This is a genomic window from Ruegeria sp. HKCCD6604, from assembly GCF_013110635.1.
Taxonomy (GTDB): domain Bacteria; phylum Pseudomonadota; class Alphaproteobacteria; order Rhodobacterales; family Rhodobacteraceae; genus Ruegeria.
This window is the reverse complement of record NZ_WVQW01000010.1, coordinates 81,297-107,467: the sequence shown is the minus strand read 5'-3', so window position 1 is coordinate 107,467 and position 26,171 is coordinate 81,297. Positions and strand designations below refer to the sequence as shown.

Annotated in this window: 23 protein-coding genes; 9 read left to right on the top strand and 14 right to left on the bottom strand. The window is 58.3% G+C overall.

The features are described from left to right. Positions 1-3 precede the first annotated feature (3 nt). Positions 4-1,167, top strand: coding sequence for a hypothetical protein (locus GS614_RS19035; RefSeq protein ID WP_171727080.1), 1,164 nt, complete (start codon positions 4-6; stop codon positions 1,165-1,167). On the opposite strand, the gene GS614_RS19030 is transcribed toward GS614_RS19035, so the two are convergent. Both GS614_RS19030 and GS614_RS19025 read right to left on the bottom strand, forming a co-directional pair. Further along, positions 1,164-4,763, bottom strand: coding sequence for a flavoprotein (locus tag GS614_RS19030; RefSeq protein ID WP_171727079.1), 3,600 nt, complete (start codon positions 4,761-4,763; stop codon positions 1,164-1,166). The genes GS614_RS19035 and GS614_RS19030 overlap by 4 nt on opposite strands. A 331-nt stretch (positions 4,764-5,094) precedes the next feature. Continuing rightward, complete coding sequence (locus tag GS614_RS19025) at positions 5,095-6,672, bottom strand: DUF5928 domain-containing protein (protein WP_171727078.1); 1,578 nt, start codon at positions 6,670-6,672, stop codon at positions 5,095-5,097. Between the two features lie 143 nt (positions 6,673-6,815). On the opposite strand from GS614_RS19025, the gene GS614_RS19020 reads away from it, so the two are divergent. Further along, a complete protein-coding gene (locus GS614_RS19020; RefSeq protein ID WP_152459706.1) occupies positions 6,816-7,634 on the top strand; it encodes a sulfotransferase family protein in 819 nt (272 codons plus the stop codon). 155 nt (positions 7,635-7,789) lie between these two features. Here the strand turns inward: GS614_RS19020 and GS614_RS19015 are convergent, their stop codons facing one another. Continuing rightward, on the bottom strand, positions 7,790-8,167 hold the full coding sequence (locus GS614_RS19015; RefSeq protein ID WP_371809418.1) for an NUDIX hydrolase: 378 nt from the start codon (positions 8,165-8,167) through the stop codon (positions 7,790-7,792). 179 nt (positions 8,168-8,346) lie between these two features. Next, positions 8,347-10,179: a dihydroxy-acid dehydratase gene (gene ilvD / locus GS614_RS19010; protein WP_171120089.1), complete on the bottom strand. Its 1,833-nt coding sequence runs from the start codon at positions 10,177-10,179 to the stop codon at positions 8,347-8,349. A 107-nt stretch (positions 10,180-10,286) separates the two neighbouring features. Between ilvD and GS614_RS19005 the strand changes: the two genes are divergently transcribed. The 4 genes from GS614_RS19005 to GS614_RS18990 all read left to right on the top strand — a co-directional run bounded on the left by GS614_RS19005 (position 10,287) and on the right by GS614_RS18990 (position 13,226). Then, positions 10,287-10,850, top strand: coding sequence for a helix-turn-helix domain-containing protein (locus GS614_RS19005; protein ID WP_152459708.1), 564 nt, complete (start codon positions 10,287-10,289; stop codon positions 10,848-10,850). Further along, the gene (locus GS614_RS19000; RefSeq protein ID WP_171206416.1) at positions 10,847-11,116 is read left to right on the top strand and encodes a hypothetical protein; all 270 of its coding nucleotides are present in this window, start codon (positions 10,847-10,849) and stop codon (positions 11,114-11,116) included. The genes GS614_RS19005 and GS614_RS19000 overlap by 4 nt, the downstream gene beginning before the upstream one ends. A 71-nt stretch (positions 11,117-11,187) precedes the next feature. After that, the gene (gene sseA, locus GS614_RS18995; RefSeq protein ID WP_152459710.1) at positions 11,188-12,042 is read left to right on the top strand and encodes a 3-mercaptopyruvate sulfurtransferase; all 855 of its coding nucleotides are present in this window, start codon (positions 11,188-11,190) and stop codon (positions 12,040-12,042) included. Beyond that, positions 12,042-13,226 (top strand): amino acid aminotransferase, encoded by a 1,185-nt coding sequence (locus GS614_RS18990; RefSeq protein WP_171727076.1) that lies wholly within the window; start codon positions 12,042-12,044, stop codon positions 13,224-13,226. Before sseA ends, GS614_RS18990 begins: the two co-directional genes overlap by 1 nt. A 70-nt stretch (positions 13,227-13,296) precedes the next feature. Here the strand turns inward: GS614_RS18990 and GS614_RS18985 are convergent, their stop codons facing one another. Next, the gene (locus tag GS614_RS18985) at positions 13,297-14,619 is read right to left on the bottom strand and encodes an ammonium transporter (protein WP_152459712.1); all 1,323 of its coding nucleotides are present in this window, start codon (positions 14,617-14,619) and stop codon (positions 13,297-13,299) included. Between the two features lie 33 nt (positions 14,620-14,652). Then, entirely contained in the window at positions 14,653-14,991 is a 339-nt protein-coding gene (locus GS614_RS18980) for a P-II family nitrogen regulator (protein ID WP_152459713.1), read from the bottom strand. Positions 14,992-15,249: 258 nt separating this feature from the next. Here GS614_RS18980 and GS614_RS18975 point away from each other — a divergent pair, with 258 nt between their 5' ends. Beyond that, a complete protein-coding gene (locus GS614_RS18975; RefSeq protein ID WP_152459714.1) occupies positions 15,250-17,424 on the top strand; it encodes a transglycosylase domain-containing protein in 2,175 nt (724 codons plus the stop codon). 76 nt (positions 17,425-17,500) lie between these two features. Here the strand turns inward: GS614_RS18975 and leuB are convergent, their stop codons facing one another. Next, entirely contained in the window at positions 17,501-18,604 is a 1,104-nt protein-coding gene (gene leuB, locus GS614_RS18970; protein WP_171120093.1) for a 3-isopropylmalate dehydrogenase, read from the bottom strand. A 91-nt stretch (positions 18,605-18,695) separates the two neighbouring features. Here leuB and GS614_RS18965 point away from each other — a divergent pair, with 91 nt between their 5' ends. Continuing rightward, positions 18,696-19,223, top strand: coding sequence for a redoxin domain-containing protein (locus tag GS614_RS18965; RefSeq protein ID WP_171727075.1), 528 nt, complete (start codon positions 18,696-18,698; stop codon positions 19,221-19,223). A 3-nt stretch (positions 19,224-19,226) separates the two neighbouring features. Here GS614_RS18965 and GS614_RS18960 read toward each other — a convergent pair whose 3' ends face one another. Continuing rightward, positions 19,227-20,120 (bottom strand): LysR family transcriptional regulator, encoded by an 894-nt coding sequence (locus GS614_RS18960; RefSeq protein ID WP_171727074.1) that lies wholly within the window; start codon positions 20,118-20,120, stop codon positions 19,227-19,229. 84 nt (positions 20,121-20,204) lie between these two features. Between GS614_RS18960 and GS614_RS18955 the strand changes: the two genes are divergently transcribed. Continuing rightward, positions 20,205-21,113 carry a sugar nucleotide-binding protein gene (locus GS614_RS18955; protein WP_171171866.1) on the top strand — a complete coding sequence of 303 codons (909 nt, stop codon included), beginning with the start codon at positions 20,205-20,207 and terminating at the stop codon, positions 21,111-21,113. Here the strand turns inward: GS614_RS18955 and GS614_RS18950 are convergent. From GS614_RS18950 to GS614_RS18920, 6 genes are all read right to left on the bottom strand, one after another. Next, positions 21,105-22,133, bottom strand: a complete 1,029-nt coding sequence (locus GS614_RS18950) for an endonuclease/exonuclease/phosphatase family protein (RefSeq protein ID WP_171727073.1) — start codon at positions 22,131-22,133, stop codon at positions 21,105-21,107. The two genes, GS614_RS18955 and GS614_RS18950, sit on opposite strands and share 9 nt — an antisense overlap. Further along, the gene (locus GS614_RS18945; RefSeq protein ID WP_152459720.1) at positions 22,130-22,960 is read right to left on the bottom strand and encodes a hypothetical protein; all 831 of its coding nucleotides are present in this window, start codon (positions 22,958-22,960) and stop codon (positions 22,130-22,132) included. Before GS614_RS18945 ends, GS614_RS18950 begins: the two co-directional genes overlap by 4 nt. Before the next feature lie 332 nt (positions 22,961-23,292). After that, complete coding sequence (gene leuD / locus GS614_RS18935) at positions 23,293-23,898, bottom strand: 3-isopropylmalate dehydratase small subunit (protein WP_171171859.1); 606 nt, start codon at positions 23,896-23,898, stop codon at positions 23,293-23,295. A gap of 42 nt (positions 23,899-23,940) precedes the next feature. Further along, positions 23,941-24,495: an HdeD family acid-resistance protein gene (locus GS614_RS18930; protein ID WP_152459722.1), complete on the bottom strand. Its 555-nt coding sequence runs from the start codon at positions 24,493-24,495 to the stop codon at positions 23,941-23,943. Positions 24,496-24,532: 37 nt separating this feature from the next. Next, positions 24,533-25,936, bottom strand: coding sequence for a 3-isopropylmalate dehydratase large subunit (gene leuC, locus GS614_RS18925; RefSeq protein ID WP_171727072.1), 1,404 nt, complete (start codon positions 25,934-25,936; stop codon positions 24,533-24,535). A 43-nt stretch (positions 25,937-25,979) separates the two neighbouring features. Further along, entirely contained in the window at positions 25,980-26,075 is a 96-nt protein-coding gene (locus tag GS614_RS18920; protein ID WP_224857982.1) for an isopropylmalate isomerase, read from the bottom strand. Positions 26,076-26,171: the final 96 nt, after the last annotated feature.

Below are 26,171 nucleotides of genomic sequence, written 5' to 3'. Positions count from 1 at the left end.
TGAATGAGCGTCGAAAAAAAGGTTTGGCTTATCTCTGGCCTGCTGACCTTTGGGTTGGCCGCTTTGTTGCTCAAGCTTTGGATCGAACTGAACCACTTCGAAGGAGACCCGACGCAACTGCCTGACCAGGCTGCGGTAGATGCATATCTGTGCAAGCTGGACGTTGCACCGGACTACCGTTTGAGAACGGGGATTTTCATAAAGTCTTTCAGCTTTCTTGGTGCCAGCGATATACAGCTTACCGGCTATATCTGGCAGCACTACAAAGCAGGTGAACATGACGCGATCCTTCCTGCCGAAGGTGAGGCCGGGTTTCTTCTGCCCGAAGCGGTCGATACGGCAAACGGCCTTATCGAACAGGCCTATCGATTGCCGCAACCCGACGGCGTTTTGATTGGTTGGTATTTCGAACAAACTCTGCGCCAGAGCTTCGACTACACCAGTTACCCCTTCGATCACAAAACGGTTTGGGTACGGTTCTGGCCGACCTCTTTTGAGGTCAATGTCGCGCTGGTGCCCGACTTTGAGGCTTATCCGGCGACCGGACCGGATGACATCTTTGGGATCGACAACCGGATCGTGATGGGCACGTGGGAGCGTGAAAACACCTATTTCGATTACAAGTTGTCAAATCTGGATACGACGCTGGGCATACGACAGAACGCATACCAAACCAACGCGCCCGAGTTGCATTATAACTTCGTTATCAAGCGCAATTTCGCAAACGCGTTCATCGTGCACATGATTCCATTGCTTGTTGTGGTGATGCTGCTGTTCGGTGCGATCATGACCGTCACGCGCCGCGAAGGTCTGGTAGAGCGGCATGACTTCAGCACGTCCAGCGTGATCGGCACCTGTTCGGTTCTGTTCTTCGTGATCCTGCTGGCCCATGTGCAACTGCGCGAAGGATTCGCCGGATCGCCCGTGATCTACATGGAGTCGTTCTTTTTCCTCATGTATTTCATGCTGCTGGCGGTTTCGATCAACACCTACCTTTTCGCGTCCGAGGCGGTGCCGTCGCTGCGGATCATCCATTATCGGGACAACCTGATTCCAAAGGCCAGCTTCTGGCCCTTCGTGCTGCTGTGCATGGTGGCGATCACGGCCTATAATCTCAGCATCAAGGACAGTTCCGAACCGCCACCGATCAGCACGCGAGAGTGTTAGGCCACCGGTTCAAACCCGGGTTTGGGTTCGCCTTGCGCCATATCCAGCGTGTAGTCGCTCACCACTTCGGACGTACCCTCGCGCCAGCTTTTCAGGTATTTTTCCGGATCCGCGATCACATAGGCATATGCGGGTTTCATCGCCCCGTCGATGACGACGTTGATTTTCTTGCGCACATAGACATTCTCGGGTGAGCCGGGGCCGTGATACCCTTCCAGCCTGTCCAGTTCGCGGAGACCGGATTCGGTGACACGGTAGACCTCTCCACCCACTTGCTTGCCCATCCCCTGCTGATCCACAAGGGTTGCCATGCGATGCAGATACCCGCAGTTGGGATTGTCGCAGAATGGTTCCTTCGGGATGATCAGGGGCATTGGTTGCCGGGTGCGCGCCGTTCCCACGAATTCATTCAGGACCGCGCTGTGTGCGTCATGATTGGGGAACCCCTGCTTCAGTGATCCATAGGTGAAATACAGGTAAGAGGGTTCGTTCACCGCCACGAAGCTTTCGTCACGCCCCTGTTCGGGGTCTGCCATCTTCAGGTTGTGATCTTGCGCCCAGGCGTCCAGCATGGAACGGATTTCCGGTTCGATCTGCATGCCCTGAACGAATTCGATGCACGGGGTCGCATCCATGTCTTCAGCCCGCAGCAGGATTTCCACCATCTTCGGTGCCTTGTTCATCACCGCCACATGCAATGCGGTGAACCCGTGATCGTTGACAATGTTGACGTCGATATCCCTGTCGATCAGGTCTTGGGCAGCCTCATAATCCGGCCTGCCCAGATCATGGCCGCTTTCGCCCAGTTCGCCTTCACCGCCCGCCGCATAGTGCAACAGTGAATCTCCATGGGCCTCGTCCACGATGTTGACCCCGACGACCCCTTCGTCGATAGCACGGAACACGCGTTTCCATTCGTTGATGTCATCGGCGGCAGCGGCCTCGCGCGCCCATTTGCAGACGCGATACTTCTGGTCGTCCAATTCCTCGAACGCATCCGCCAAAGCTTCCATGATCTGGTCCGGCGTTGCCATCATGCCGATGCCCATCCGGCCGTTCGACAGGCGGCCTTCGCGCGGTCCCACGAAATCGACCCCAAGCGTCTTAAGCTTGTCGACGTTGTTCTGCGTGGTGATATTGTTCCACATATTCGTATTGCACGCGGGGCAGAGGATCACGGGTTTCTTCTGGTATTGCCAAGCCACGAAGACCGAGGTCAAAAGATTGTCGGCGATGCCATTGGCAACTTTACCCATCGTGTTGCAGGTGATGGGGGCCACGATGACGCAATCTGCCCAGTCACACAGTGCCAGATGCGAGGCGCGCACCGGCATGTCGAAATTCAAATAACGGAAATTCCACTCGTCATCATCGCGGTAGTAGTCATTGTGGGTGATCTTGGCGTCGATCCGTTCGGCACCGAAATCCCGAAAGAATTTCTCGGCCGAAACAGACGGGATCAGTTTCACGTTATGCCCCGCGTCGACAATACGTTCGACAAGCTCGGGGATCTTGTCCGCCGCCGACGACCCGCAGGCACAGAGCAATACGTTTCGCTTTCCGGCGTTCACTTGATTCATCACCCCCTTGGGGTAGCCGAACGGGTTCTTCTCAAGGCTTGGGGTTTCATTCAGTTCGGATACCGGCAGCCCTTCCTTGCGCATCCTGGCCTGCAATTCACCGGCCTGGATCATGTCTACGATATCTTCCAGCTTTTCACTTTTGCTGATGCATTTCCCTTTGAAAAACAAATACGGCACGTCCGGTCTTTCGCCCAGCGTCACCAGTTGCCGCCGCATCCTGATCATATTGGGATCGCGCCCGCCCACGTCGATCTGCTTGACGGTTGTTGCCCCGATATTCGAAAGAATGCTGCGCAGCATATAGGACCACGGGTCCTCGTCCTCGTAGAACAGAACCATCGTATTGTGCTTGATGATGCTGGCAACATCGCTTGGGTTTTCGGGCGGTTCGACCTCTTCGATCACCAGCAATGCAGGGTCTTCGAGATCCCGCAGACCACGGAAAATGTTGCCCCGCGGCGCTTGCCAGACCTGCGAGGTTGCCGGACTCATATCGACTATGGTCACAACGTCTTCATCCTCGTCATAGTCTATGCACAGGCACCAGAACTCTTCGAGCAACGCAGTTTCCCGGAACACGTTGTCCGGCGGGCGGATCGCCTCGATCCCGGTGACGCGATTGAAGTCGATGTTGATCATCAGGTGGCGATTGCTGTCGGGGGTCAGGCTTTTCAACTGCGCCTTGAACCAGTCTTCGGGGGTTTGGATTGATTTGTCGTCGCGGGTCTCAAAGCTCTGGAACGAACTGCTCAGATGCAGGTTCTCGGATTGTCTGATATACTTTTCGACCATGTCGTGCATGTCTTTGGCGGTGGCGACCCGGCGGACAGTATCCGTGAACGACACCTGGGCCGCCCGCAGCAACTCGTCCTCGTCCACCCTGTAGTCGCCGTGAATGGCGAGGCTTTCCACCAAAACGCCGATCGAGTTCATGTTGGGCGTTGCCCGGCGGAACAGGTTGCGGCGTTTCTTGGGATCTTTCGCCAGATAACGTGTGCTGTCGACGTAATTGCACCGCTGCTTGAAGGTCTTCAGGTGCGTCTTGACCGCGGCCCGTGCCGAAAACCGCAAAAGGCCGCGGGACCGCATCGAGGTTCCGTCACGATCCGACATGGCTTGCCACAACCGTTCGACGGTTGTCACCCAAAGCTTGCCGTATTTCTCAGGGTGCACATCCATCATATGCACCAGCCCCGTGCTTGGATTGCACTTGGCGATGACGGCAAAATGGCCGCCGGGCATAGTCTCGTTGCCATGGGCAAGACCGACCTGGAAATTCGCCACCAGAATGTCGTTGTCACCGCCCAGCCGGTTGGATTCGTCGATCGCCTCAAGCAGCAGCGGCACATTGGTTGTGTCTGCGTCCATGAAATAGGCCTGAACCTGAACCCTCTCGCGCAGCCCCTGCGTGTGAATGTAGGTGCAGGCGACGTCAAAAAGCTCGCCCAGCGAGATTCCGTCGTTCACGACAAAGGACGAGGGCAATGCGCATTCGCGGAAGATGTCATTCACTTCGCAGCTGAACCCCAGCGCCGACATGCTGAGAGCGGCCGCCGTGACACTGCAACAATTGATCGGCTGCTGAAAATTCTGCAACTGAACGCTGACCAGATCACCAAACATCGTTGCAAAACAGGGTTGCCGGACGCTCTCTGGTATCTGAAGCCAGTTCTGGCTGGATAGATACGCCAACCGGGTTCCATCCAGCGCAAGCGCTTCAAGGCTGACAGGGATATCCGAGATCTGAAGGTGTTCTTCATAGAAGTAATCACCGACATCCGCGCTGGCCAATGGTTTCCCGTTCTGGCGCAACTGAACCACGCCACGCAGCACGATATACATGCCGTTCGCTGGCAGAACCGCGTTTCCGGTCACCTCGATACATTCGAATTGTGGGTTGATGACGGCTGGGTCGGCGATCTGAGCCTTGCCCGGAAGAACATCATATATCATCTTCCAGTCTGCGTCGCTTGGGGTGTAAGGTCTGGATTTGGAAATTTCATCTATGGTCACAACTGTGTCCCCCCGGAGTTGCGTTGCAATACTTCAATCTTCGGTCAGCCAGTGCCTCTGGTTCTTCGAAGCTCGGACACCGGTCATTCAGAATAAAAGACCTGCCTGTTATCTGTGTTTGTTCCTGGCAAGGGCCGTGTTGCTGATGGAAAAAGTATGAACAAAATGGCCCAATTGGCTGCACAGTATCCGATATTTGAATAAAAATCACGAGTGCAGTTGCGGCGGCGGCTGCTGCCTTGCGTGGCGGAACACCTGCCATCCGCGATTTGGATTGCGCGGGTCACGGGTGCCAGCCTTTGGGCAGACAATCTGTGAAGGGCTTTGGGGATCAGTCGAGGAAAAGGTAATCCAACTGCATGATGGCTTGGGCTTTGTCGTCACCAACCCCAAGAAACTTGGCAATAACCGCTTCATTGTCGGCGCGCGGGGCAGTTTCCCGCAGGCGCAGGTAATTGTCCAGCCGGGCGGCGCGGATCCGTTCGGATTCATAGCCCAGATCGTTGCGAAGGGTCGGCAGCAAGGAAGCAACGGTTTCCGTTGGGCTGTTGTCTCCGGCCAGCCCGACGCGACGCGCGTGGCCGATCAGATAGTCGTCCGAGTATTCGCATTCGATCTCAAGCACGTGAGTTTTGGCCTGGTCGCCGCAGAAATCCTCGAGCGCGTCAAGATTGGCCGGGTCAAGGCACAGCACCAGCTGATCCGAGCCGAAACTGTCGAACAACAGGCGCAGAACGGCGCGCCGGTGACGAGAGCGCTTGGTCAGTGTGGATTCGATCCCGCCCAGGTCCGGCAGCAACGTATTTTCTTCGTTGAACAGGTATTCTACGCAAGGAATACCCGTTTCAGATGCGATCTGATCGACGAGACGTTTGGCGACATGCCATTTCTTGCAGACGATCACGAACAGTTCCCGTTCCGGGCCGAGTACGCTTCCGGCTTCCCAGAAGCGTTGTCCGAACCGGCGGCCGATGCGCCCGCGGCCGGTGAGAAACGCGTACAGATTGCGCCCCTCGTTCGAGATCGGGAAATCGACACCCTCACTGGCATAGAGCGAGCCGAGCCGGGCCTTCAACTCATGCGCCTCTGCGCTGATCTTGCGTGCGAACAGATAATCCTGGCCCAGCAACATGTCATAATGGTCATTGTAGAACGTGACCGGCATTCCATAGTCCGAGAACATCAGGAATGTCGGCGTTCGGTTTTCAATCTCGTTTTTTGGGATCAGGTGACGCACCAGCGTCTGAAAGAAGGTTTCATCAGGGATCCACGTGGTTGAAAAAAAACGGATCACATCCCGGCGCTGACGCAGGAAATCCAGAATCATTTCGACGGTTCTGCGACGCAGGCACCACCATTGGCTGCCGATCATCATCTGAATGTCGTGGGGGATGTCCCGCGTCAGACCGAGGCGCTTTTGCAATTCATAGGCGGCATAAAACAGCTTGGACTGCGTGCGCTCGTTGAAGTAGTGGCGATAGATCAGCCGGTCTTCCTTCATGCCGGTCTTGATCCAGTTGCTTTCAAAGAAATCGTGACTTTCGATGAAATCCTTGTCGTTATCGTCGAGGTAACGGTGCGTGTATTCAGCGGTTTTAATCGCCATGCAGTCACCCGACAGCATGTAGAAATGTGTGGCGCGGGGGAAATTTTCCACGGCGGCTTCCAGGGCGTTCAGCGTGGCCCGGACCAGCGACCATTCTCCCCAGCCGCATCTGACGCGTTTTTTTGCAAAGGTCACATTGGGGTTCTGATCCAGTGCGGAACGAATGCGCTCATAGGCTTCGGCGCTGGCGCTGGCGTCAAAATGGATGGCCATGCAATCGCCGACAGCGGTCAGTTGTTCGGCCTGTGCAATGATGGCTTCAGGGTCCTTGTGACACAGCAATATATAGGCGACTTTTGCCATTGAGATTACGCAATATCCGTTTCTGCCTGATTTCAACCGTGATACTGAGGATGAACGATTGAATAAACAGAATAATTTTGGTTCTTTGTAACCAAAAGCTGGCGTGTCGGATCGAGACCTGGCCAGCGGAGGAGGCACAGCAGATGGGGTTTCCCGGTACCTGGATGACCGAGAGCGAAAGCATGGTGTACCGCGTGGTGCCCAAATGTGCCTGCTCGACCATTGGTCAGATCATGTATTTCTCGGATCATGGTCAGTTCTTCGACGGTGATATCCATGATGCCAAGGACGGCATGCACAAATGGGCATTTGATCAGAGCCAGGAGCTGATCTCGAACAATGTGCGCAATCACGCGTCCTATTCGTTCACTTGCGTGCGCAATCCCTACACTCGCATCCTCAGCTCATTCTTTGACAAGATCTGTGGCATTCAGCGCAACGGCAAGAGATACCGCGGCAATCTGGTGCCGACGCTGATCTATAACTACGGGATCGAAGTGGGCGGCGACGACGGCAAGGGAGAGTTTGACCAGATCGCCAGCTTCCGCCGGTTTCTGCTGTTTGCGCGTGATACGATCCGGTGGCGGCGCCCGATGGACCCGGACATTCACTGGTCTGCGATGTCAGGCCACGTGTCCACTTTCATCGTGAACGGCGGTCACTATGACCGGATATTCTGGACAGAAGCGTTCAATGACGGGATGCAGGATGTTCTGGACAATGTCGAGCTGAAGCACCCGGTCAATTTGTCCGAGATTCCACGGTTCAATGAATCCGAAGGGCACGGGCCAAAACGTGCGCATCCGGTCGAGGATTACTTTGACGATCTGTCAATGCATCTGGTCTATGAGATCTACAAGCAGGATTTCGAGCTGTTCAAATACGACTTCGAAAACCCGGCGAACAAGATGCCGATCGGTGAAATCGATCTGGACGAAATCCACGCCAAATTGGGCGACTGACGGTGGGGTGCTCCCGCCCGTCGTCGATATTTCTTGCGAAACATCTCCTCCGGTTGGGCCCGGCGCCGCGCGTTGCGCGGCGCCGGGCCCAAGGCCAAACGTGGCATCAGCGAAGCTGATGGTGCGATTTGGGCGCGGGAGGGTCTTTTTGCGTTTCAGTCTGAGCTCAGGTGCTGTTTGAGACCGTTGGGAAAAAGCTGCGGTCCGTCACGTGTGCCCAGTTTGCGGATGTCGCGCCAACGGGCGGTGCAGATTACCCCGTAGTCTTCGCGGAACGTGATGGGTGCATCCGGCAATTCTGCTGGATTTGCAAGGCGCACGTCCGCAGCGAAAATGATCTCATGCCCAAACGATCCTTCGTGGGTGTAGATGTTTTCGAGCACCAGCGGCGCATCTGATACTTCGACATCAACTTGGAGTTCTTCACGAAACTCGCGTTTCAGCGCAACTTGCCAGGTCTCGCCAAACTCGATGCTTCCGCCAAGCGGGTGCACACCTTTCAACAAGTTGTCGTCGTCACGAACATCTGCCACAAGCAGCCGGGGTCCCCGCCAAAGCAAGCCAATGGCTGTGACACGAATACTATTTTGTGGACGCCAGATAGTCATGTCTCAGCACCGGAACAGCTGATTGGACGGAAGAAGGCCCCGCTGATTTTGAATAGCGAGGCCTTTGAAGCTATTGCGGTTTTGATGATTTGAAAACCAATTCGTCAGACTTGACGCACAGCACCTTTCGCAGCGCTTGTCGTCAGCTTGGCATAGGCCTTGAGCGCAGTGGACACTTTACGTTTGCGCGGCGCGGCGGGCTCCCACCCCTTTGCGTCCTGTTCCGTGCGGCGGGCGGCCAGCTCTTCATCCGAAACCGCCAGATGAATGGTGCGGTTGGGGATGTCGATCTCGATCGTGTCGCCATTCTGAACCAGACCGATTTCACCGCCTTCTGCCGCTTCGGGTGAGACGTGGCCGATCGACAGGCCTGATGTGCCGCCCGAGAAACGGCCATCGGTCAGCAACGCGCAGGCTTTGCCAAGTCCTTTGGACTTCAGATATGACGTCGGATATAGCATTTCCTGCATCCCCGGGCCTCCGCGCGGGCCTTCATAGCGGATGACGACCACATCGCCTTCTTTCACCTTGCCCGTAAGAATGTCGTTGACCGCCTGATCCTGACTTTCGCACACGTAGGCCGAGCCAGTGAATTTCAGGATATTGGCGTCCACGCCGGCGGTTTTCACGATGCAGCCGTCGCGGGCGATATTGCCGAACAGAACGGCCAGACCACCATCCTGGCTGAACGCGTGTTCTTTCGAGCGGATCACGCCGCCTTCGCGGTCGGTGTCCAGTTCCTTGTACCGGTTGGACTGGCTGAACGCCTGTGTGGTGCGCACACCGCCGGGGGCGGCCTTGAACAGCTCCTGCGCCTTTGGATTGTTGGCGACCTTGATGTCCCAGTTGGCGATCGCTTCACCCATTGTGGCCGAATGTACCGTGTTGCATTCCTCGTGCAGCAGGCCTGCGCGGCTGAGCTCTCCGAGGATCGAGAAGATACCTCCGGCGCGGTGGACGTCTTCCATGTGCACATTTTCGGTGTTGGGCGCGACTTTGCACAGGCAGGGAACGCGGCGGCTCAGGCGGTCCATGTCGGACATGGTGAAATCGACGCCACCCTCATGCGCGATGGCCAACAGATGAAGCACCGTGTTGGTGGACCCGCCCATGGCGATGTCGAGGCTCATGGCGTTTTCGAATGCTTCGAAGGTGGCAATCTCGCGTGGGAGAAAACCTTTTTCATCCAGATCATAATGGCGCTTGGTGATCTCGACGATGCGGCGGCCTGCCTCAAGGAACAGCTCTTTGCGGTCGGCATGTGTCGCCAGTGTCGAGCCGTTGCCCGGCAGAGCCAGGCCCAATGCTTCGGCCAGACAGTTCATCGAGTTCGCAGTGAACATGCCAGAACAGGACCCGCAGGTCGGGCAGGCATTCTCTTCGATGTGTTGAACCTGTTCGTCGGTGAATCTGTCGTCCGCCGCGGCGACCATGGCGTCGACGAGGTCGATTTTCTTGGCATCCAGATCTGCGATATCGATCTTGCCGGCCTCCATCGGCCCGCCCGAGACAAATATGGCAGGGATGTTCAGGCGCATCGCGGCCATCAGCATGCCGGGGGTGATCTTGTCGCAATTCGAAATGCAGACCATCGCGTCGGCACAATGCGCGTTGACCATGTATTCGACCGAATCCGCAATGACTTCGCGCGAGGGCAGCGAATACAGCATCCCGTCATGGCCCATTGCGATGCCGTCATCCACCGCGATCGTGTTGAATTCTTTTGCAACACCACCGGCGGCCTCGACCTCGCGCGCAACCATCTGACCCAGGTCCTTAAGGTGGACGTGACCGGGCACGAACTGGGTGAACGAGTTGACGATGGCGATGATCGGCTTGCCGAAATCATCGTCTCCCATGCCGGTGGCGCGCCAAAGGCCGCGTGCGCCAGCCATGTTGCGGCCATGGGTTGAGGTTCTGGATCGGTACAATGGCATGATGCTGTTTCCCTGTTGCCTCGGGTTGCATGTCTTGGGGTTCGTACGTTATAGCGCACGTACCACATGTGCGCTATAACGCACAAGAGGATTCGCGGGACGACGAGATGAACTCTGACGATATAACGCTGAAACTGCGAGACGTGCGCGCGGCATCGGGCCTGAGCCTGTCGAAAGTGGCCGAGATGACGGGCGTGAGCAAAGCTATGCTGGGGCAGATCGAGCGCGGCGAATCCAGCCCGACCATCGCAACGCTGTGGAAAATTGCCAAGGGGTTTCAACTGCCGCTCAGCGCGCTGATCGATACGATGAACGGGGATCCTTCGGTTTTTCAGACCGTAACTTTCCCCGGCACGATCGAGGTCAAGATCGTCTTTCCATTCGATCCCGCTCTGGGGGCCGAGACGTTCCACGTCAACCTCAAGCCGAACCAAAGCCACGAGTCGCCCGCCCACGCGACAGGCGTGACCGAGGAGGTCTTTGTTCTGAACGGCACGCTTGAGATCCTGCGCGGAGACGAGTGGGTTTCCCTACAGGCCGGGCAGGGGTTGCGTTTCGCGGCCGATCTTCCGCACGGGTATCGGGCCGGTCCAACGGGGGCGGCCTTTCTGAACATGCATCATTACGCCCAACACACCGAATTTGTAGAGAACGGCAAGGCCCATTCATGACCGCATTTTTCGACAGCCTGACCATCGTCGACGCCATCGGCTCTTTCGGGGCCTTGATCGTGGTCGCCGCGTATTTCGCAACACAGATGCGGATGATGAACTCGGATGATCTGGCCTTTCCGGTGATCAACCTGCTGGGCTCGGTGCTGATCGTCTATTCCCTGCTCCAGAACTTCAATCTCGCATCAATGTTGATCGAAGGGTTCTGGATTCTGATCAGCCTCATTGGGATTATCCAACATTTCCGCCTGCGCAGCGTCAAGTGAGCGCTATCCAGCCTTGAACCCCTATGCCGCCGGGTATAGGGAAAAATCAAGCGCGCTTAGGGGAGGCTTTGATGCAGGACGATCCAAAAACCCTCGTATCCACCGAATGGCTGGCCGCGCATATGAAGGATCCGGATCTGCGGATTCTGGACGGGTCGTGGTACTTGCCCGCGCAAAATCGTGATGCACGGGCGGAATATGACGCAGGCCACATCCCCGGGGCGCGGTTCTTTGACATAGACGAGATATCAGATCACCGTTCCGACTTGCCGCATATGGCGCCTCCGGTCGAGAAATTCATGTCGCGCCTGCGGGCGATGGGTGTGGGCGACGGTCATCAAGTCGTGGTTTACGATGGTGCTGGGCTGATGTCGGCTGCGCGCGTCTGGTGGCTGTTCCGTCTGATGGGGCAGGAAAACATCGCAGTTCTGGATGGTGGATTCCCCAAATGGCAGGCGGAAGGGCGCGAGGTTGAAGACCTGCCGCCGGTCATCCGTGATCGTCATATGACCGTCCGGGTGCAAAATCAGCTTGTCCGGGATGTCACGCAAGTTTCCGCCGCCGCCAAGCTGGGTGATCATGAGATCATCGACGCCCGCTCTGCCAGCCGGTTTTCCGGGGCCGAGGCCGAACCGCGCGAGGGGCTGCGCTCGGGGCATATTCCGGGTTCACGCAATGTCCCCTTTGGCCAGTTGCTGAACGCCAATGGTACCATGAAGTCGCCGGAAGAGTGCCGCGCCATATTCGAGGCCGCGGGCGTCGATCTGTCGAAACCGGCGATCACCTCGTGCGGGTCTGGCGTGACCGCCGCGATCCTCAGCCTTGCGCTTGAGCGCATGGGCAAGAAAGACCACTCGCTTTATGACGGCTCATGGGCTGAATGGGGCGCCTTCCCGACCCTGCCCGTCGCAACCGGAGAGACCTGATGTTCGAGAACCTGAAACCGCAGCCTGCCGACAAGATCCTGGCGCTGATGCAGATGTACCGCGAAGACCCGCGTGATCAGAAGATCGACCTGGGCGTCGGCGTCTACAAAAACGCGGAAGGCATCACCCCGGTCATGCGCGCCGTCAAAGCGGCCGAGCAGCGCGTCTGGGAAGAGCAGGAAACCAAAGCCTATACCGGGCTGGCCGGCGACCCGGCCTATGCGGATGCGATGATCGGGCTGATCCTCGGCACGTCGGTTGAGCGCGGCAACATCGCCGCCGTGGCGACACCGGGCGGCACCGGCGCCTGCCGTCAGGCCTTCGAGATGATCCGTATGGCCAACCCGTCGGCCCGCGTCTTCGTGTCGAACCCGACATGGCCGAACCACTTGTCGATCCTGAACTACCTGGGGATCGAGACGGTTCCATACCGCTATTTCGATGGTGACACACGTGGCGTCGATTTCGACGGCATGATCGAAGACCTGAAGACCGCCAAGGCGGGTGACGTGGTTCTGCTGCACGGTTGCTGCCACAACCCGACCGGCGCCAACCTCAACATGGTTCAATGGCAGGAGGTCGTGAACCTGATCAACGCACTTGGCCTCGTTGCGATGATCGACATCGCCTATCAAGGCTTCGGCGACGGTCTGGAAGAGGATGCGCAAGCAACACGTCTGGTCGCGTCTTCGGTCAAGGAATGCCTGATAGCGGCGTCATGCTCGAAGAATTTCGGCGTGTATCGCGAACGCACCGGTTTGCTGATGGCCATCAGCGCCGATGCCGGGCAGACCGCTTTGAACCAGGGTACATTGGCATTCCTGAACCGCCAGAATTATTCCTTCCCGCCCGATCACGGTGCGCGTGTTGTGACCACGATCCTGATGGACGAAGCCCTGCGCGCCGACTGGATGGCCGAACTGGAAGAGGTGCGCCTGTCAATGCTGGGCCTGCGTCGCCAACTGGCCGACGAACTCCAGCGTCTGAGCGGTTCGGACCGCTTCGGTTTCATCGCCCAGCACCGCGGCATGTTCTCGCGCTTGGGTGCGGCCCCGGAACTGGTCGAGAAACTGCGCGTTGAACACGGCATCTACATGGTTGGCGACAGCCGCCTGAACATCGCCGGTCTGAACACCAACACCGTTCCGATCCTTGCGCAGGCTATTGTCGACGTCGGCGTCTGATTTTCAGGCATTGCCAAACAAGAAACCCGGGCACGAATGCCCGGGTTTTTTTGTTTGGGTGGAAGTGGGCTCAGCCTTTCGAGAACTCGGGATAGGCTTCCATGCCCAGTTCGCCCATGTCGAGCCCGTTGATCTCTTCTTCCTCGCCCACCCGCAGGCCGACGGTGGCCTTGAGGATTGAGAACAGGATGAAGCTGACCACGAAGACGAAGATGCCGATGGCCGCGAAGCCGATGATCTGGGTCACGAAGGACGCATCACCGTTGGTCCATGCCACGATGAAGGTGCCCCAGAAGCCTGCGATCAGGTGAACCGGGATGGCGCCGACCACGTCATCAATCTTCATCTTGTCCAGCAGCGGCACGGTGTAGACCACGATCACGCCGCCGATGCCGCCGATGATCAGCGCCTGGAACAGCGACGGTGCCAGCGGTTCAGCGGTAATCGAAACCAGCCCGGCCAGCGCGCCGTTCAGAACCATGGTCAGGTCGACCTTGCCATACATCACCTGCGTCAGGATCAGGGCGGCGACGGCACCGGCGGCAGCGGCCATGTTGGTGTTGGCGAAGATACGGCTGATATCGGCCATGTCTCCGATCGTGCCCATGGCCAGCTGCGAGCCGCCGTTGAAGCCGAACCAACCCAGCCACAGGATGAACGTCCCCAGGGTTGCCAGCGCCAGGTTCGAGCCGGGGATAGGCACAACTTTGCCTTCCTTGTTGTATTTACCGATGCGCGGGCCCAGTACGATGGCACCGGCCAGAGCTGCGAAGCCACCTGCGGCGTGAACCAGGGTCGAGCCGGCGAAGTCGCTGAAGCCCATCTCGGACAACCAGCCGCCACCCCACTGCCAGGACGCTTCGATCGGGTAGATGATGCCTGTCAGGACGATCACGAAAAAGAAGAAGGGCCACAGTTTGACGCGCTCGGCCATAGTGCCCGATACAATGGACGCGGTGGTGGCGCAGAACATCAGCTGGAAGAAGAAATCCGATCCGACGGACGCATAGGACAGGTCGGTTTCGACACCTTCCAGACCAACCGGTTCCAGTGACGTTGGCGAGAACGCGCCCAGAATGCCGGTGATGGTCCAGCCGTCGCCCGGATACATCAGGTTGAAGCCCACCAGCCAATACATGATGGCTGCAAAGGAAAACAGGCCCATGTTCTTGATCAGCTGCATGGCAACGTTCTTGGAACGCACCAGGCCGGCTTCGAGCATGGCAAAGCCCGCAGCCATCCAGAATACCAGAAAACCGCCGACCAGAAACAACAGCGAAGTCAGGATGTATTGGGTATGCTGCGCAGTCTCGCCGGTGGCCTCTTGCGCCAGGCCCATCTGCGGCAGCGCGACGATCGCCGCGGCAGGAATGAGAGATTTCATCAGGTTCATGTTCAGTCCTCGAATGATTGTCGGTCGCGGCGCCTACAGCGCCTCTTCGTTGGTTTCCCCGGTCCGCACGCGCAGCGCCTGCTCGACATCGAGGACGAAAATCTTGCCGTCGCCGATCTTTCCGGTCTTGGCGGTTTTGGTGATGGTCTCGACGATCTGGTCGGTCATCGCGGCAGGCACCACGATTTCCAACTTGATCTTGGGCACGAAATTCACCGCGTATTCGGCCCCCCGATAGATTTCGGTGTGGCCGGATTGCGAGCCGAAGCCCTTGATCTCGGTTACCATCATGCCGCGCACGCCGGCCTCGGTCAGTGCCTCGCGCACCTCCTCCAGCTTGAACGGCTTGATTGTCGCAATGATCAGTTTCACGTCTTTCCCCTCTGGTTCTCCGGTGGAACCGGTTTGTTTGCACCTGCAGAAAAATGCGCGACTGATCGTGGTAAGAAACGGCTCTTGAGGGCCAAAGGATCGCCAAACGGCGAAAAATTGCACATTATTTGCACAAAATAGGCACGCTGATTAAATAATAGGCAGTATTGTGAGGGGAAATTTCGGAAATTCGGACCTCTACATACTCAGATCACCGGGGTATGGTGGCGCAAAAGAAAACCCGGGCAGAGTTTGAGCATGACTGAGTCCAAGCGACGCAAGCCGAAACTGGTTGCGGATAAAAGGTACCCGTCAAAGGGTCGTAAACCGTCGGCATCCAAGCGCCCGGCGGGCAAGAAGGCGACGGCTCGCAAAACCACCTCACGCAAAACTGCGCGCAAAAAGACGCGCAAGAGATCGGGGGGCAAAGGCGGCGGCATCTTGCGTCGTTTCTTCCGTTGGGTCTGGCGCATGGTCTGGGGTCTGACCTGGCGGGTCGGAGCGGTCGTGGCCATCCTGATCGCCTTGGCGGTGGGTGTCGTCTATTCCTCGTTGCCTGACTTGGATGCCTTGTTGGACGGCCGTGCGCGCGGGTCTGTCACGCTGCTGGACCGCGACGGCAAAGTGTTTGCCTGGCGGGGCGACCAGTTTGGCGGGGTGATCACTGCTGATACGGTGTCGCCGCATCTGAAAAACGCCGTCATCGCGACCGAGGACAAACGGTTCTATCGCCATTTCGGGGTCAGCCCGCGCGGTGTGGCAAGCGCCGTGCGTATCAACCTGAGCGAAGGGCGCGGCCCGTTGTCCGGGCATGGCGGGTCAACCATAACGCAGCAAACGGCCAAATTGCTGTGTCTGGGCGTGCCTTATGATCCGACAGAATGGGAATCAGAGGCCGCCTATGAAGCCGATTGCCGTCAGGGATCGCTGTGGCGCAAGGCCAAAGAGGCCATTTATGCAATGGCGATGGAGGTGAAATACTCCAAGGATGAGGTTTTGACGATCTACCTGAACCGGGCTTTCCTTGGTGCAGGCGCGCGCGGGTTCGAGGCCGCGAGCCAGCGGTACTTTGGCAAGTCCGCCGCCGAAGTCTCGCCGGCCGAGGCAGCGATGTTGGCCGGGCTGTTGGTTGCGCCCACACGCTATGCGCCGACGAACAATCTGCAACGGTCGCAGGACCGGGCCCGCCTTGTAATCGGTCTGATGGAGGATCAGGGCTATCTGACCGCTGCGCAGGCCAGCGAAGCGCGGGCGCGCCCGGCCCAACTGTCCGAGGCGGCGGCTGCGCGGGCCGGGGGGTATTTTGCAGATTGGGTCATGGCCAGCGGGCCCGAGTTCTTTACCCGCAACACGACCGAAGATGTGGTGATCCGGACCACCTTGGATCAGCGCATTCAGACCTCAGCGGAAGAGGCGCTGAAATTCATCTTTCAGGAAAAAGTGCGCGAAGGATCAAAGGCACAGGCGGCCATTGTGGTGATGTCGGCCGACGGTGCGGTGCGCGCGATGGTTGGTGGGCGCAAGACACGCGTGTCTGGCGCGTTCAACCGGGCGACGCAGGCGTTGCGACAGACGGGATCATCGTTCAAGCCATTCGTCTATGCCACCGCGCTGGAACTTGGATATTCGCCGCTGGATACGGTGATGGATGAACCCTATTGCGTCGATATTCCGGGGTCAGGCCAGTGGTGCCCCAAGAACTACACCAACAAGTATTATGGGCGGGTGACCTTGGCGGATGCGCTGAAAAACTCGCTGAACATACCGGCGGTGAAAGTGGCCGAGATTTCCGGCCTGGACAATGTTCGGACGGTCGCCAGCGGCTTTGGGATTGCCAGCGACCTGGCACAGGGGCCTGCGCTGGCGCTTGGTGCATCTGAAAGCACGTTGATCGAGATGACCGGGGCTTATGCGGGCATCCTGAATGGTGGGTCACAGGTTGAACCTTATGGGCTGACCGAACTGAAGCTGCTGGGCGACGAAACACCCGTCATGGTCACGACGACCGGTATTGGCGAGAGGGTGATCAATGAAAAGGCTGCCAAACAACTGACCTGGATGATGGAGCGCGTGGTCTCTGAAGGAACCGGCGGGCGGGCCAAATTGCCCGGCTGGCAGGTGGCGGGCAAGACCGGCACGACCCAGGCCGCGCGCGATGCGTGGTTCATCGGGTTCACGGCGGATTATGTGACCGGGGTCTGGATGGGGTATGATGACAACACGCCCTTGTCCGGCGTGACCGGTGGTGGCTTGCCGGCCGAGATCTGGAAAGAAACCATGCTGCGCGTGACCGAGGGCATGACGCCCACGCCCTTGCCGATGATGGCGCCGGAACCACCGGTTCAGGTTGCCCAGCCGCAGCCCCGCCGAAAGCGCGGAGGTTTTGCCAATGACATCAACAATCTGCTGAAGAACATTTTCGGCGGCAACTAAAGCAATCTCGAAACGCCAAAACAAAAAAAAGGCGGTGCCCGGTGCACCGCCTTTTGTTTTTTCTTACTTTCGTTACTCAGACGCTTGCGTCCAATGCAGATAGGATCGCGTCGCCCATTTCGCTGGTCGAGACGGGCTGAACGCCCTCATCCGCAAGCAGGTCGCCGGTGCGAACGCCGTCGGCCAGAACTTTCTCGATCGCAGCTTCCAGCCGATCGGCTTCCTCACCCTGATCAAAGCTGTAGCGCAGAGCCATCGCAAAGCTGAGGATACAGGCGATCGGGTTGGCTTTGCCCTGACCCGCGATATCGGGGGCGGATCCGTGTACGGGCTCGTACATCGCCTTGGGGCGTCCATTGGCCATCGGAGCGCCCAGCGACGCCGACGGCAGCATACCCAGAGACCCGGTCAGCATCGCGGCGCAGTCGGAGAGGATGTCACCGAACAGGTTGTCGGTCAGGATCACGTCGAACTGTTTCGGCGCGCGCACCAGCTGCATGGCACCGTTGTCGGCGTACATATGGCTCAGCTCAACTTCGGGGTAGTCAGCGGAAACGCGGTTGACCACTTCGCGCCACAGGATGCCCGATTCCATCACGTTGGCTTTTTCCATCGAGCACAGCTTTTTGTTCCGGCGCATCGCCAGTTCAAAGGCCGAGCGTGCGGCGCGTTCAATCTCGGATTCGGTGTAACGCTGGGTGTTGATGCCGACGCGTTCATTGCCTTCCTCGAAGATGCCGCGCGGTTCACCGAAGTAGACGCCCGAGGTCAGTTCGCGCACGATCATGATATCCAGACCGGCAACGATGTCTTTCTTCAGCGACGAGAAGTCAGCCAGCGCGTCAAAGCACTGGGCCGGGCGCAGGTTCGAATACAGGTCCATTTCCTTGCGCAGGCGCAGCAGGCCGCGCTCGGGCTTGAGGCTGAAATCCAGATCGTCGTATTTCGGACCACCGACAGCGCCCAGCAGAACCGCGTCGACCTCTTGCGCCTTGGCCATCGTCTCATCGGACAAAGGCTTGCCGTGGGCGTCATAGGCGGCACCGCCGACCAGATCCTCGCTCACGTCAAATTGAAGACCGCGATTGGCGCCGAACCAATCGATGATTCTGCGCACTTCGGCCATGACTTCCGGGCCAATTCCGTCTCCGGGCAGGATAAGGAGCGAAGGGTTGGACATGAAGGGTCTCCTTGCGTTTTGTTGCACAGGGCCTAGCGTCTGCGTTGCATCGGGTCAATGAGACGAACCTGCCAAAACAGAAGGAAAACACATGCTGACTCCTGGAAATCTGGTTCCTGCGCTGAAAATCGAAACTGTTGCCCATGGCAGCTTCGATCTGGACGCGGACAAGGGCGAAAACGGGACGCTGGTGATTCAATATCGCGGGCTGCATTGCCCGATCTGCATCAGGCAGATGGCCGAGGTCGAAGCGGCGCTGGATGACTTTGCGGCGCTGGGCGTCGAGGTTATCATGATCACCACCGATACAGCCGAGCGCGCGGCGGAAACCGCCGAAAAAGCCGGAGCGTCGCGCCTGCGTGTGGGTCACAGCCTTCCCCTGTCCGCCGCGCGGGATGATTGGGGTCTTAACATCTCGACCAAGCGCGAAGGCAGCGCCGAACCGGACCTGTTCGCAGAGCCGGGGCACTTCTACATCGCACCCGACCGCACGCTGTACTATGCATGGCAACAGACCACGCCTTTCGGTCGCCCGTCCATGTCGGATATTGCGGGTGGTTTGAAATTCACATTGGGCAACAACTATCCCGCGCGTGGAACTTATACCGGTCCGCTTTGACCCTCAAAGAGCGGCTTTGAGCCCTTCTGCCAACAAATCCCAGACTCTGCGGATGCGCGGGGTCTGGCGCATGGCCTGAGGTGCGGCCAGCCACACGGGTAGAATCGGGATGTCTACATCCAGCGGCAGGATTTCCACGTCGGGGTCAGCTTGGGCAACCTGTACCTGGCTGAAGCCTATGCCACAGCCCGCCCGGATCAGTTCCCAATAGGCGCTTTGCAGGTCACAGCGGGTGGCAAAGCTGTCGCGGCTGGCGGGCCATCCCTTTTCACGCATGGCCCTGATGATTTCCTGGTTCGCGTCAAACCCCACCAGGTCATGCGTAAACAGTTCTTCCGGCGTCTTGGGGCGCCCCTTCCGGTCCAGATAGGACTTGGCGGCACAAAAACACAGCGGCACATCCCCGAGATAGCGGGAAATGAGATCCACCTGAGCAGGGCGATACATACGCACGGCGATATCCGCCTCGCGATAGAGCAGATTCTCGGTGGTGTCGGTGGCCACCAGTTCAAGCTGAATCGTGGGTTCCTGCTTGCGGATGGACGCCAGTATCGGTGGCAGCAGTTGATGCGAGGCAAAGACCGATGCGGTGATACGCACCGAACCTTCAAGCTGTTGCGATTGCCCCGCGGCGGCAAGACTGAACGCGGTCATGGCGCTGTGCATCTGCTGGGCCATCGGCAAAAGCTGTGAACCCGCTTCGCTGAGTTTCAGACCACGCGCGTGGCGATCGAAAAGAGAGACGCCCAGCTCGTCCTCGAGGTTTTGGACCTGCCGCCCCAAAGTGGGTTGGCTGCGATTCAGATGCCGTGCGGCGGCGGACAGCGATCCCGTCTCGGCCACGGCCAGAAAGCATTGGATCAGAGACCAATCTGCATGTGTCAGAGCTTTGTCCATTCAGAAATGAATACACGTTCTGCAAATTGCGGCAATTCCTTGCGCGAAGTGAATGGCTAGATTGATCTCAGTCAGGAGGTAAACATGGCACAATCTGCACTGGTACTGGGCGCAACAGGTCGTTTTGGGCGCAATGCAGCCCTGGCGTTCAGGTGCGCGGGCTGGGATGTGACGGAATTTGACCGCAGGTCTGATTCGCTGTCACAGGCTGCGCGCGGCGTGGACGTCATCGTGAACGGGTGGAACCCGCCCTATCCCGATTGGGCACGCGATGTGCCGGTGCTGACCAAACGAGTGATAGATGCGGCCTCAGATACGGGGGCGACCGTGATCGTGCCGGGCAATGTCTACGTATTTGGTGGAAATACGCCGGGTCCATGGTCGGGCGGGACGCCGCATCGGGCCACCAACCCTCTGGGCCGGGTTCGGATCGAGATGGAAGAGGCCTATCGCGCGTCAACCGTGCGCACCATCCTTTTGCGCGCCGGGGATTTCATCGACACCAATGCATCCGGAAACTGGTTCGATCAGGTCATGATCAAGCGTCTTTCGCGCGGTCAGTTCGTTTACCCCGGCGATCCGCACGCGCCGCACGCTTGGGCCTTTCTGCCTGATCTGGCCCGCGCCGCCGTCGCGCTGGCTGAGATGCGGCAAGACCTTCCCCGTTTTGGCGATGTTCCCTTTGAAGGGTACACTTTGACCGGGACGCAGATGGCTCAATCGCTTTCGCAAGTCACCGGCCGGCCGGTTGCAGTGCGACGCATGAATTGGTGGCCGCTGCAATTGGCCCGCCCGTTCTGGCGCATGGCCCCTCATTTGATCGAGATGCGGTACCTCTGGCACGTGCCGCATCAATTGGATGGCGGCTATATGAAAGAATTGCTGGCCTCGTTTTCTGAAACGAACCTGGAGGATGCCTTGCGTTCCGCCATTCCGCCCCAACGTGCCGCTTCATCGTCAACAGCCGGGAACGGGGGCGAGGTTCTAGGGTAGGATTATGTCAACCCAGACCAGTCGATGTCTGCTGGCGCGTCGGGCACTGTCGTACAGCGTGTCACCTTCCACGGGCCAGACAATGCCGGTTTCCACGATTTGCAGATCACTGGATGGCAACACGTAGTCAACGCGCATTTCCCCGGTGGCTTTCCATTCGACCGTTGCTGATGACCCCGATGGGTCCATTGGCATCGGGTCCTGCACCTTGGGATCGGTCAAAAGCGCGCGAATGGCCTGTTTGTGGCCTTCTCCGCGGCTCGGGTCGAGATTGGCGTCCGCAGCTATCACGAAGGGGCCTTGAGGAACTGGCCCCAGACCGCCATTCAACAAAACCGACCACAGGCGAATCTCATCCCCGTTGCGCAGACCGTTGCGATCCTCGGGTCCGTCAAAAACCGGTGGGGCGGCGTGAAAGGTCATCAGGCTGAATCGCCCCTGCGGGGTTTCGATGGGAAGAACCCAATGCACGGTCGAGGACAGGCGCTGAATGTCGTGCGCAGCTTCAGACGGGAAGGGAAGCCCATCACTGCGTGGCAAAGCAGCCCCAGGCAGATCTTTCCACCGCAGATCGGTGTAATCCTGAACGTCATCGGTCATGATTTCGAAACGGGACAACACCGCCACCCCTCCATGGCCGGTGAACTTCCCCCAGCCCTGCGCGTCGCCGGGGCCTTGCGTTTTGCCATCACCGTCCAGATCCAGCGGCGTTTCCAGCCCAGCATTTGGTTGGGCGGAAAAGTGATAGGGGAAATCCAGGCCCGCCTCGCGCAGTTTCTCGGACAGGGCGCTCAGGGCCGCGCCTTCCAGATCCCAGTCGATGCCTTGCAGGGCAATGACATCAGGTCGCGCAGCGGCAATGACCTCGACAACGGCTTCAACCTGCGCATCATCCCGCTGGATGTCGCGCAGCAGCAGGCCGGGACCGTTTCTGCTGAGTTCAGTGTTGTAGGTGGAGATGCGATAAACCTCTGCCTGCACCGATAAAGGCAGCAGCAGCAGGGCAAGGGCACGGATCATGCGGCTTGCGTTGTCTCGCTAGTCGAATAGGCGCGGCGCTTTTCTACGATCAGACCCGCGATGCGAAGCGTCGCCATGCCGCGCATGATCATGCTGGCGGGAAGGAAGGCCCAAGCGCACATGGTCCAGATCAACGTTTGCGGATTGCTCAGCGAGATCGGGGCGACGACGCTACTCATGAGCTTGATGACGGCCGGAATGAGGAAGGGAAGCAGAACACCAATGCAGATATTCAGGCGACCATCGCGTTGCAGGCGGGTGACAACATCGCCGCCCTTGGTGGGATCAAACAACGGTAGATTGGTCCAAACGTTGAAGGCGCCATTACCCGTGGGCCAGCCACGCACTTTGACCGCATAGGCAAAGCTGGCGACGGTGACCAAGGCGGCCACATAGGCCACACTGGCTGCGATCCGAACCAATTCGATCAACGGCTGACCCGCATCCAAGGGCAGCATCAGCACGATCAACCGAACCGGGGAATAGGGAAAGTCCGCGACATTCGCGACGGCCAGACCCGCGGTGTAGGCAAACGCGGTCAGCTCAGTCGGCTCATAGGCGTTTTTGCAAACCAGGGTCAGAAAGGTGACCATCGACATCAGCCCGACAAACCGCAGACGGTTCACCGGCGGCGCATCGCGAAATTCAATAAAGCTGGGAAAGGCAGAATTGTACTCGGCGAATGTCAGGATGAACGCGAGAATCGCGAGGAAGACCAGAATCTCGGTCCCGTTCGTCGATGATACAGGCAGGTACAACGCGGGTGTCAGCACCATCAGTGCCACAAGTATTCCGCGTATCGCCGCCCCTGTTGTGCGCGCAATCACTATCCGAACCCTTTTTCAAACCGGATAAGTCGATCTTCGCCGACTTACATTCCAACTTGTGCCCATCGTCTCGAGTTTTTGACGGATGCCTCTTTAGCGCCAACATGGACGATAAGCGGCATTTCGCTCAAGACAGGGTGCAGAAAACACGTGATTTCGGGCAAAATGATGGCGCAACTGGTGCGGGATTGCATCATTTTCGACGCAAATCCGACGTGTATCTCAATGTGAGACCAAGATGTTGTGGTTCTGGTAAAATCAACCCCAAGAATGAGAACGGGGCCGCCTTGGCGACCCCGTTAGGTTGAGTATCCAAAGAATCGGCTAAGGCCTTACACCCAGGGGCGGGCCTGACTTGCGTGATCCTCGAATTTGTCGATGTGGTGATCTTTCTCCATGGTCAGGCCGATATCGTCCAGACCGTTCAGCAGACAGTGCTTGCGGTGCGGATCGATGTCGAATTCGATCACGACCCCATCCGAAGTGGTGATCTGCTGATCTTCCAGGTGCACGGTCATCCGGGCGTTCTCTCCCTTATGTGCGTCTTCCATCAGGATCGCGTGGTGTTCTTCTTCGACCACGATCGGCAGGACGCCGTTCTTGAAGCAGTTGTTGAAAAAGATGTCGGCAAAGCTGGTCGAGATCACGACTTTGATGCCGAAATCCTTGATCGCCCAGGGTGCGTGTTCGCGCGACGAGCCGCAGCCGAAATTGTCGCCGGCGACCAGAATTTCGGCCTCGCGATAGGCGGGTTTGTTCAGGACGAACTCTTCGTTTTCCTGCCCGTCATCATGATAGCGCATTTCATCAAACAGCACGACGCCAAGGCCGGACCGTTTGATGGTTTTCAGATGCACTTTGGGAATGATCATATCGGTGTCGATATTGATCAGTGGCATCGGGGCGGCCACCCCGTGGACTTTTTCAAACTTTTCCATGTCTGCACTCCTGCAGGAGAGGGCCGCGCCCGTATCCCGCGATTAAGCTTCTTTCGCTTCTGTTGTTTCGTCCTTGGGTGCGTTCTTGACGAAGAACGCCATGAACACCAATCCGAACCCGTTGAACAGCATCTCGATGCCCAGCAGGATACCCAGAAGGCTCAGCAAAGCTGCGGGTTCGCTGCTTGCATAAGACCAGATGATACCTGCGAGGATGATAGACAAGATGCCCGAGATCATCGTGGGCCAGAAAAACTGTGTTCCTTTCATCTGGAACGACAGAATGACCCGCGCGATGCCACCTGCCATGAACAGGATCAGCATCACGGTCGCCAGCGTCAGTGTTCCCTGAAGCGGATGATCCAGAAAGGACCAGCCCAGGAACAGCATGACCGCACCCATGATAAGTGACAGAATCTTGTTGCCTGTGCCTTCGACGGTGAAACCGCCGACCACTTGCATCGCGCCTGCAATCAGCAGCAGCGCACCGGTTACGACCGTTACGGCAAGCGAAGCCGCAATCGCATTGCCCAGCGCAAAGACGCCGAACGCAATTGATAGAAGCCCCAGCAGGAGCCATTTGACCCAGTCACTCATTTGTTCAATCCCTCAAATATCTAGATATGAGGGCACCTTACATCAATTCACGGACGTCTGTCAGCCGTCCCGTGATTGCCGCTGCGGCAGCCATTGCCGGGCTCAGCAGATGTGTGCGCCCGCCCCGGCCCTGACGGCCTTCGAAGTTGCGGTTCGAGGTCGCGGCACAGCGTTCGCCCGGTTGCAACTGGTCGGGGTTCATCGCCAGGCACATCGAACAGCCTGCCAGACGCCATTCGAACCCGGCCTCTTTGAAGATGTCGGCCAGGCCTTCTTCTTCGGCCTGGGCGCGGACCAGCCCCGAACCAGGCACGACCATGGCGCGCATCCCGTCCTTGATCTTCTTGCCTTTCAGGATTTCGGCCGCGGCACGCAGGTCTTCAATGCGTCCGTTGGTGCAGGACCCGATAAAGACGGTGTCAATCTCGACATCGCTCAGCTTCTGACCGGCCCTCAGACCCATGTATTCGATTGACCGGCGGGCCGCCTCGACCTTGCCGCCTTCGAAATCCTCGGGGTGCGGCACGGTTGCAGTGATCGGCAGAACATCCTCGGGGCTAGTGCCCCAGGTGACGACAGGCGCGATGTCTTCGCCACGAATCGTGACAACCTTGTCGAAATGCGCGCCTTCGTCGGTGTAGAGTGTTTTCCACCAATTCATCGCGGCTTCCCACTGCGCACCTTTCGGCGCATGCGGACGGCCTTTGACATATTCGAACGTGGTCTCATCCGGTGCAATCAGCCCTGCGCGTGCGCCGCCTTCGATGGCCATGTTGCAGACGGTCATGCGGCCTTCCATCGACAGGTTGCGGATGGCTTCACCGCAATACTCGATGACATAGCCGGTGCCGCCGGCGGTGCCGGTTTCGCCGATCACGGCCAGGGTGATATCCTTGGCGGTCACGCCCGGCTGCAATTTACCGGTGATTTCCACCTTCATGTTCTTGGATTTCTTCTGGATCAGGGTCTGCGTGGCCAGAACGTGTTCGACCTCGGACGTGCCGATGCCGTGGGCCAATGCGCCGAATGCGCCATGCGTGGCGGTATGGCTGTCGCCGCAGACGACGGTCATGCCCGGCAGGGTCCAGCCTTGTTCGGGGCCGACGATGTGCACGATGCCCTGACGGACGTCATTCACCGGGTAGTAGTGAATGCCGAAATCCCGGGCGTTTTTGTCCAGCGCTTCGACCTGAATGCGCGATTCCGGGTTTTCAATACCGTTCACCCGATCCGGTGTGGTCGGAACGTTGTGGTCCGGCACGGCAATGGTTTTTTCTGGGGCGCGCACTTTGCGGCCTGCCATGCGCAGGCCTTCGAACGCCTGCGGGCTGGTGACCTCGTGGACCAGATGGCGGTCGATATACAGCAGGCAGGTGCCATCATCGGCTTCGTGCGCGACATGGGCATCCCAGATCTTGTCATAGAGTGTTTTGGGGGACATGTGTCCTCTCCCGTATGTAATGAGAAATAGCTGGCGAGTTGGCTCAGGCGACGGGTAGGCGCGCCAGGACCGTGCGGGCAGCCCCAAAGAACCGTTCGCGCAGACGCGCGCGGTCTTCCAGATTCTGTTCTTGGGCCACATTGAGTCTCATGCGGTTCAGATATACCGCGCCTTTGCTGCAATCAAGGTTCAAAACTGGTGTCAGACTTGCATCGCCTAGCATTGCTGTCCAAGC

Excerpts from the sequence above, each read along its gene's own strand:
- ilvD (WP_171120089.1), bottom strand. The coding sequence starts at position 10,179 with ATGCCATTGTACCGATCCAGAACCTCAACCCATGGCCGCAACATGGCT.
- GS614_RS18955 (WP_171171866.1), top strand. The coding sequence starts at position 20,205 with ATGGCACAATCTGCACTGGTACTGGGCGCAACAGGTCGTTTTGGGCGC.
- GS614_RS18965 (WP_171727075.1), top strand. The coding sequence starts at position 18,696 with ATGCTGACTCCTGGAAATCTGGTTCCTGCGCTGAAAATCGAAACTGTT.
- leuB (WP_171120093.1), bottom strand. The coding sequence starts at position 18,604 with ATGTCCAACCCTTCGCTCCTTATCCTGCCCGGAGACGGAATTGGCCCG.
- GS614_RS18990 (WP_171727076.1), top strand. The coding sequence starts at position 12,042 with ATGTTCGAGAACCTGAAACCGCAGCCTGCCGACAAGATCCTGGCGCTG.
- GS614_RS19020 (WP_152459706.1), top strand. The coding sequence starts at position 6,816 with ATGGGGTTTCCCGGTACCTGGATGACCGAGAGCGAAAGCATGGTGTAC.
- GS614_RS18975 (WP_152459714.1), top strand. The coding sequence starts at position 15,250 with ATGACTGAGTCCAAGCGACGCAAGCCGAAACTGGTTGCGGATAAAAGG.
- GS614_RS19035 (WP_171727080.1), top strand. The coding sequence starts at position 4 with ATGAGCGTCGAAAAAAAGGTTTGGCTTATCTCTGGCCTGCTGACCTTT.
- leuC (WP_171727072.1), bottom strand. The coding sequence starts at position 25,936 with ATGTCCCCCAAAACACTCTATGACAAGATCTGGGATGCCCATGTCGCG.
- GS614_RS18950 (WP_171727073.1), bottom strand. The coding sequence starts at position 22,133 with ATGATCCGTGCCCTTGCCCTGCTGCTGCTGCCTTTATCGGTGCAGGCA.
- sseA (WP_152459710.1), top strand. The coding sequence starts at position 11,188 with ATGCAGGACGATCCAAAAACCCTCGTATCCACCGAATGGCTGGCCGCG.
- GS614_RS18930 (WP_152459722.1), bottom strand. The coding sequence starts at position 24,495 with ATGAGTGACTGGGTCAAATGGCTCCTGCTGGGGCTTCTATCAATTGCG.
- leuD (WP_171171859.1), bottom strand. The coding sequence starts at position 23,898 with ATGGAAAAGTTTGAAAAAGTCCACGGGGTGGCCGCCCCGATGCCACTG.
- GS614_RS19025 (WP_171727078.1), bottom strand. The coding sequence starts at position 6,672 with ATGGCAAAAGTCGCCTATATATTGCTGTGTCACAAGGACCCTGAAGCC.
- GS614_RS19005 (WP_152459708.1), top strand. The coding sequence starts at position 10,287 with ATGAACTCTGACGATATAACGCTGAAACTGCGAGACGTGCGCGCGGCA.
- GS614_RS18960 (WP_171727074.1), bottom strand. The coding sequence starts at position 20,120 with ATGGACAAAGCTCTGACACATGCAGATTGGTCTCTGATCCAATGCTTT.
- GS614_RS18985 (WP_152459712.1), bottom strand. The coding sequence starts at position 14,619 with ATGAACCTGATGAAATCTCTCATTCCTGCCGCGGCGATCGTCGCGCTG.
- GS614_RS19000 (WP_171206416.1), top strand. The coding sequence starts at position 10,847 with ATGACCGCATTTTTCGACAGCCTGACCATCGTCGACGCCATCGGCTCT.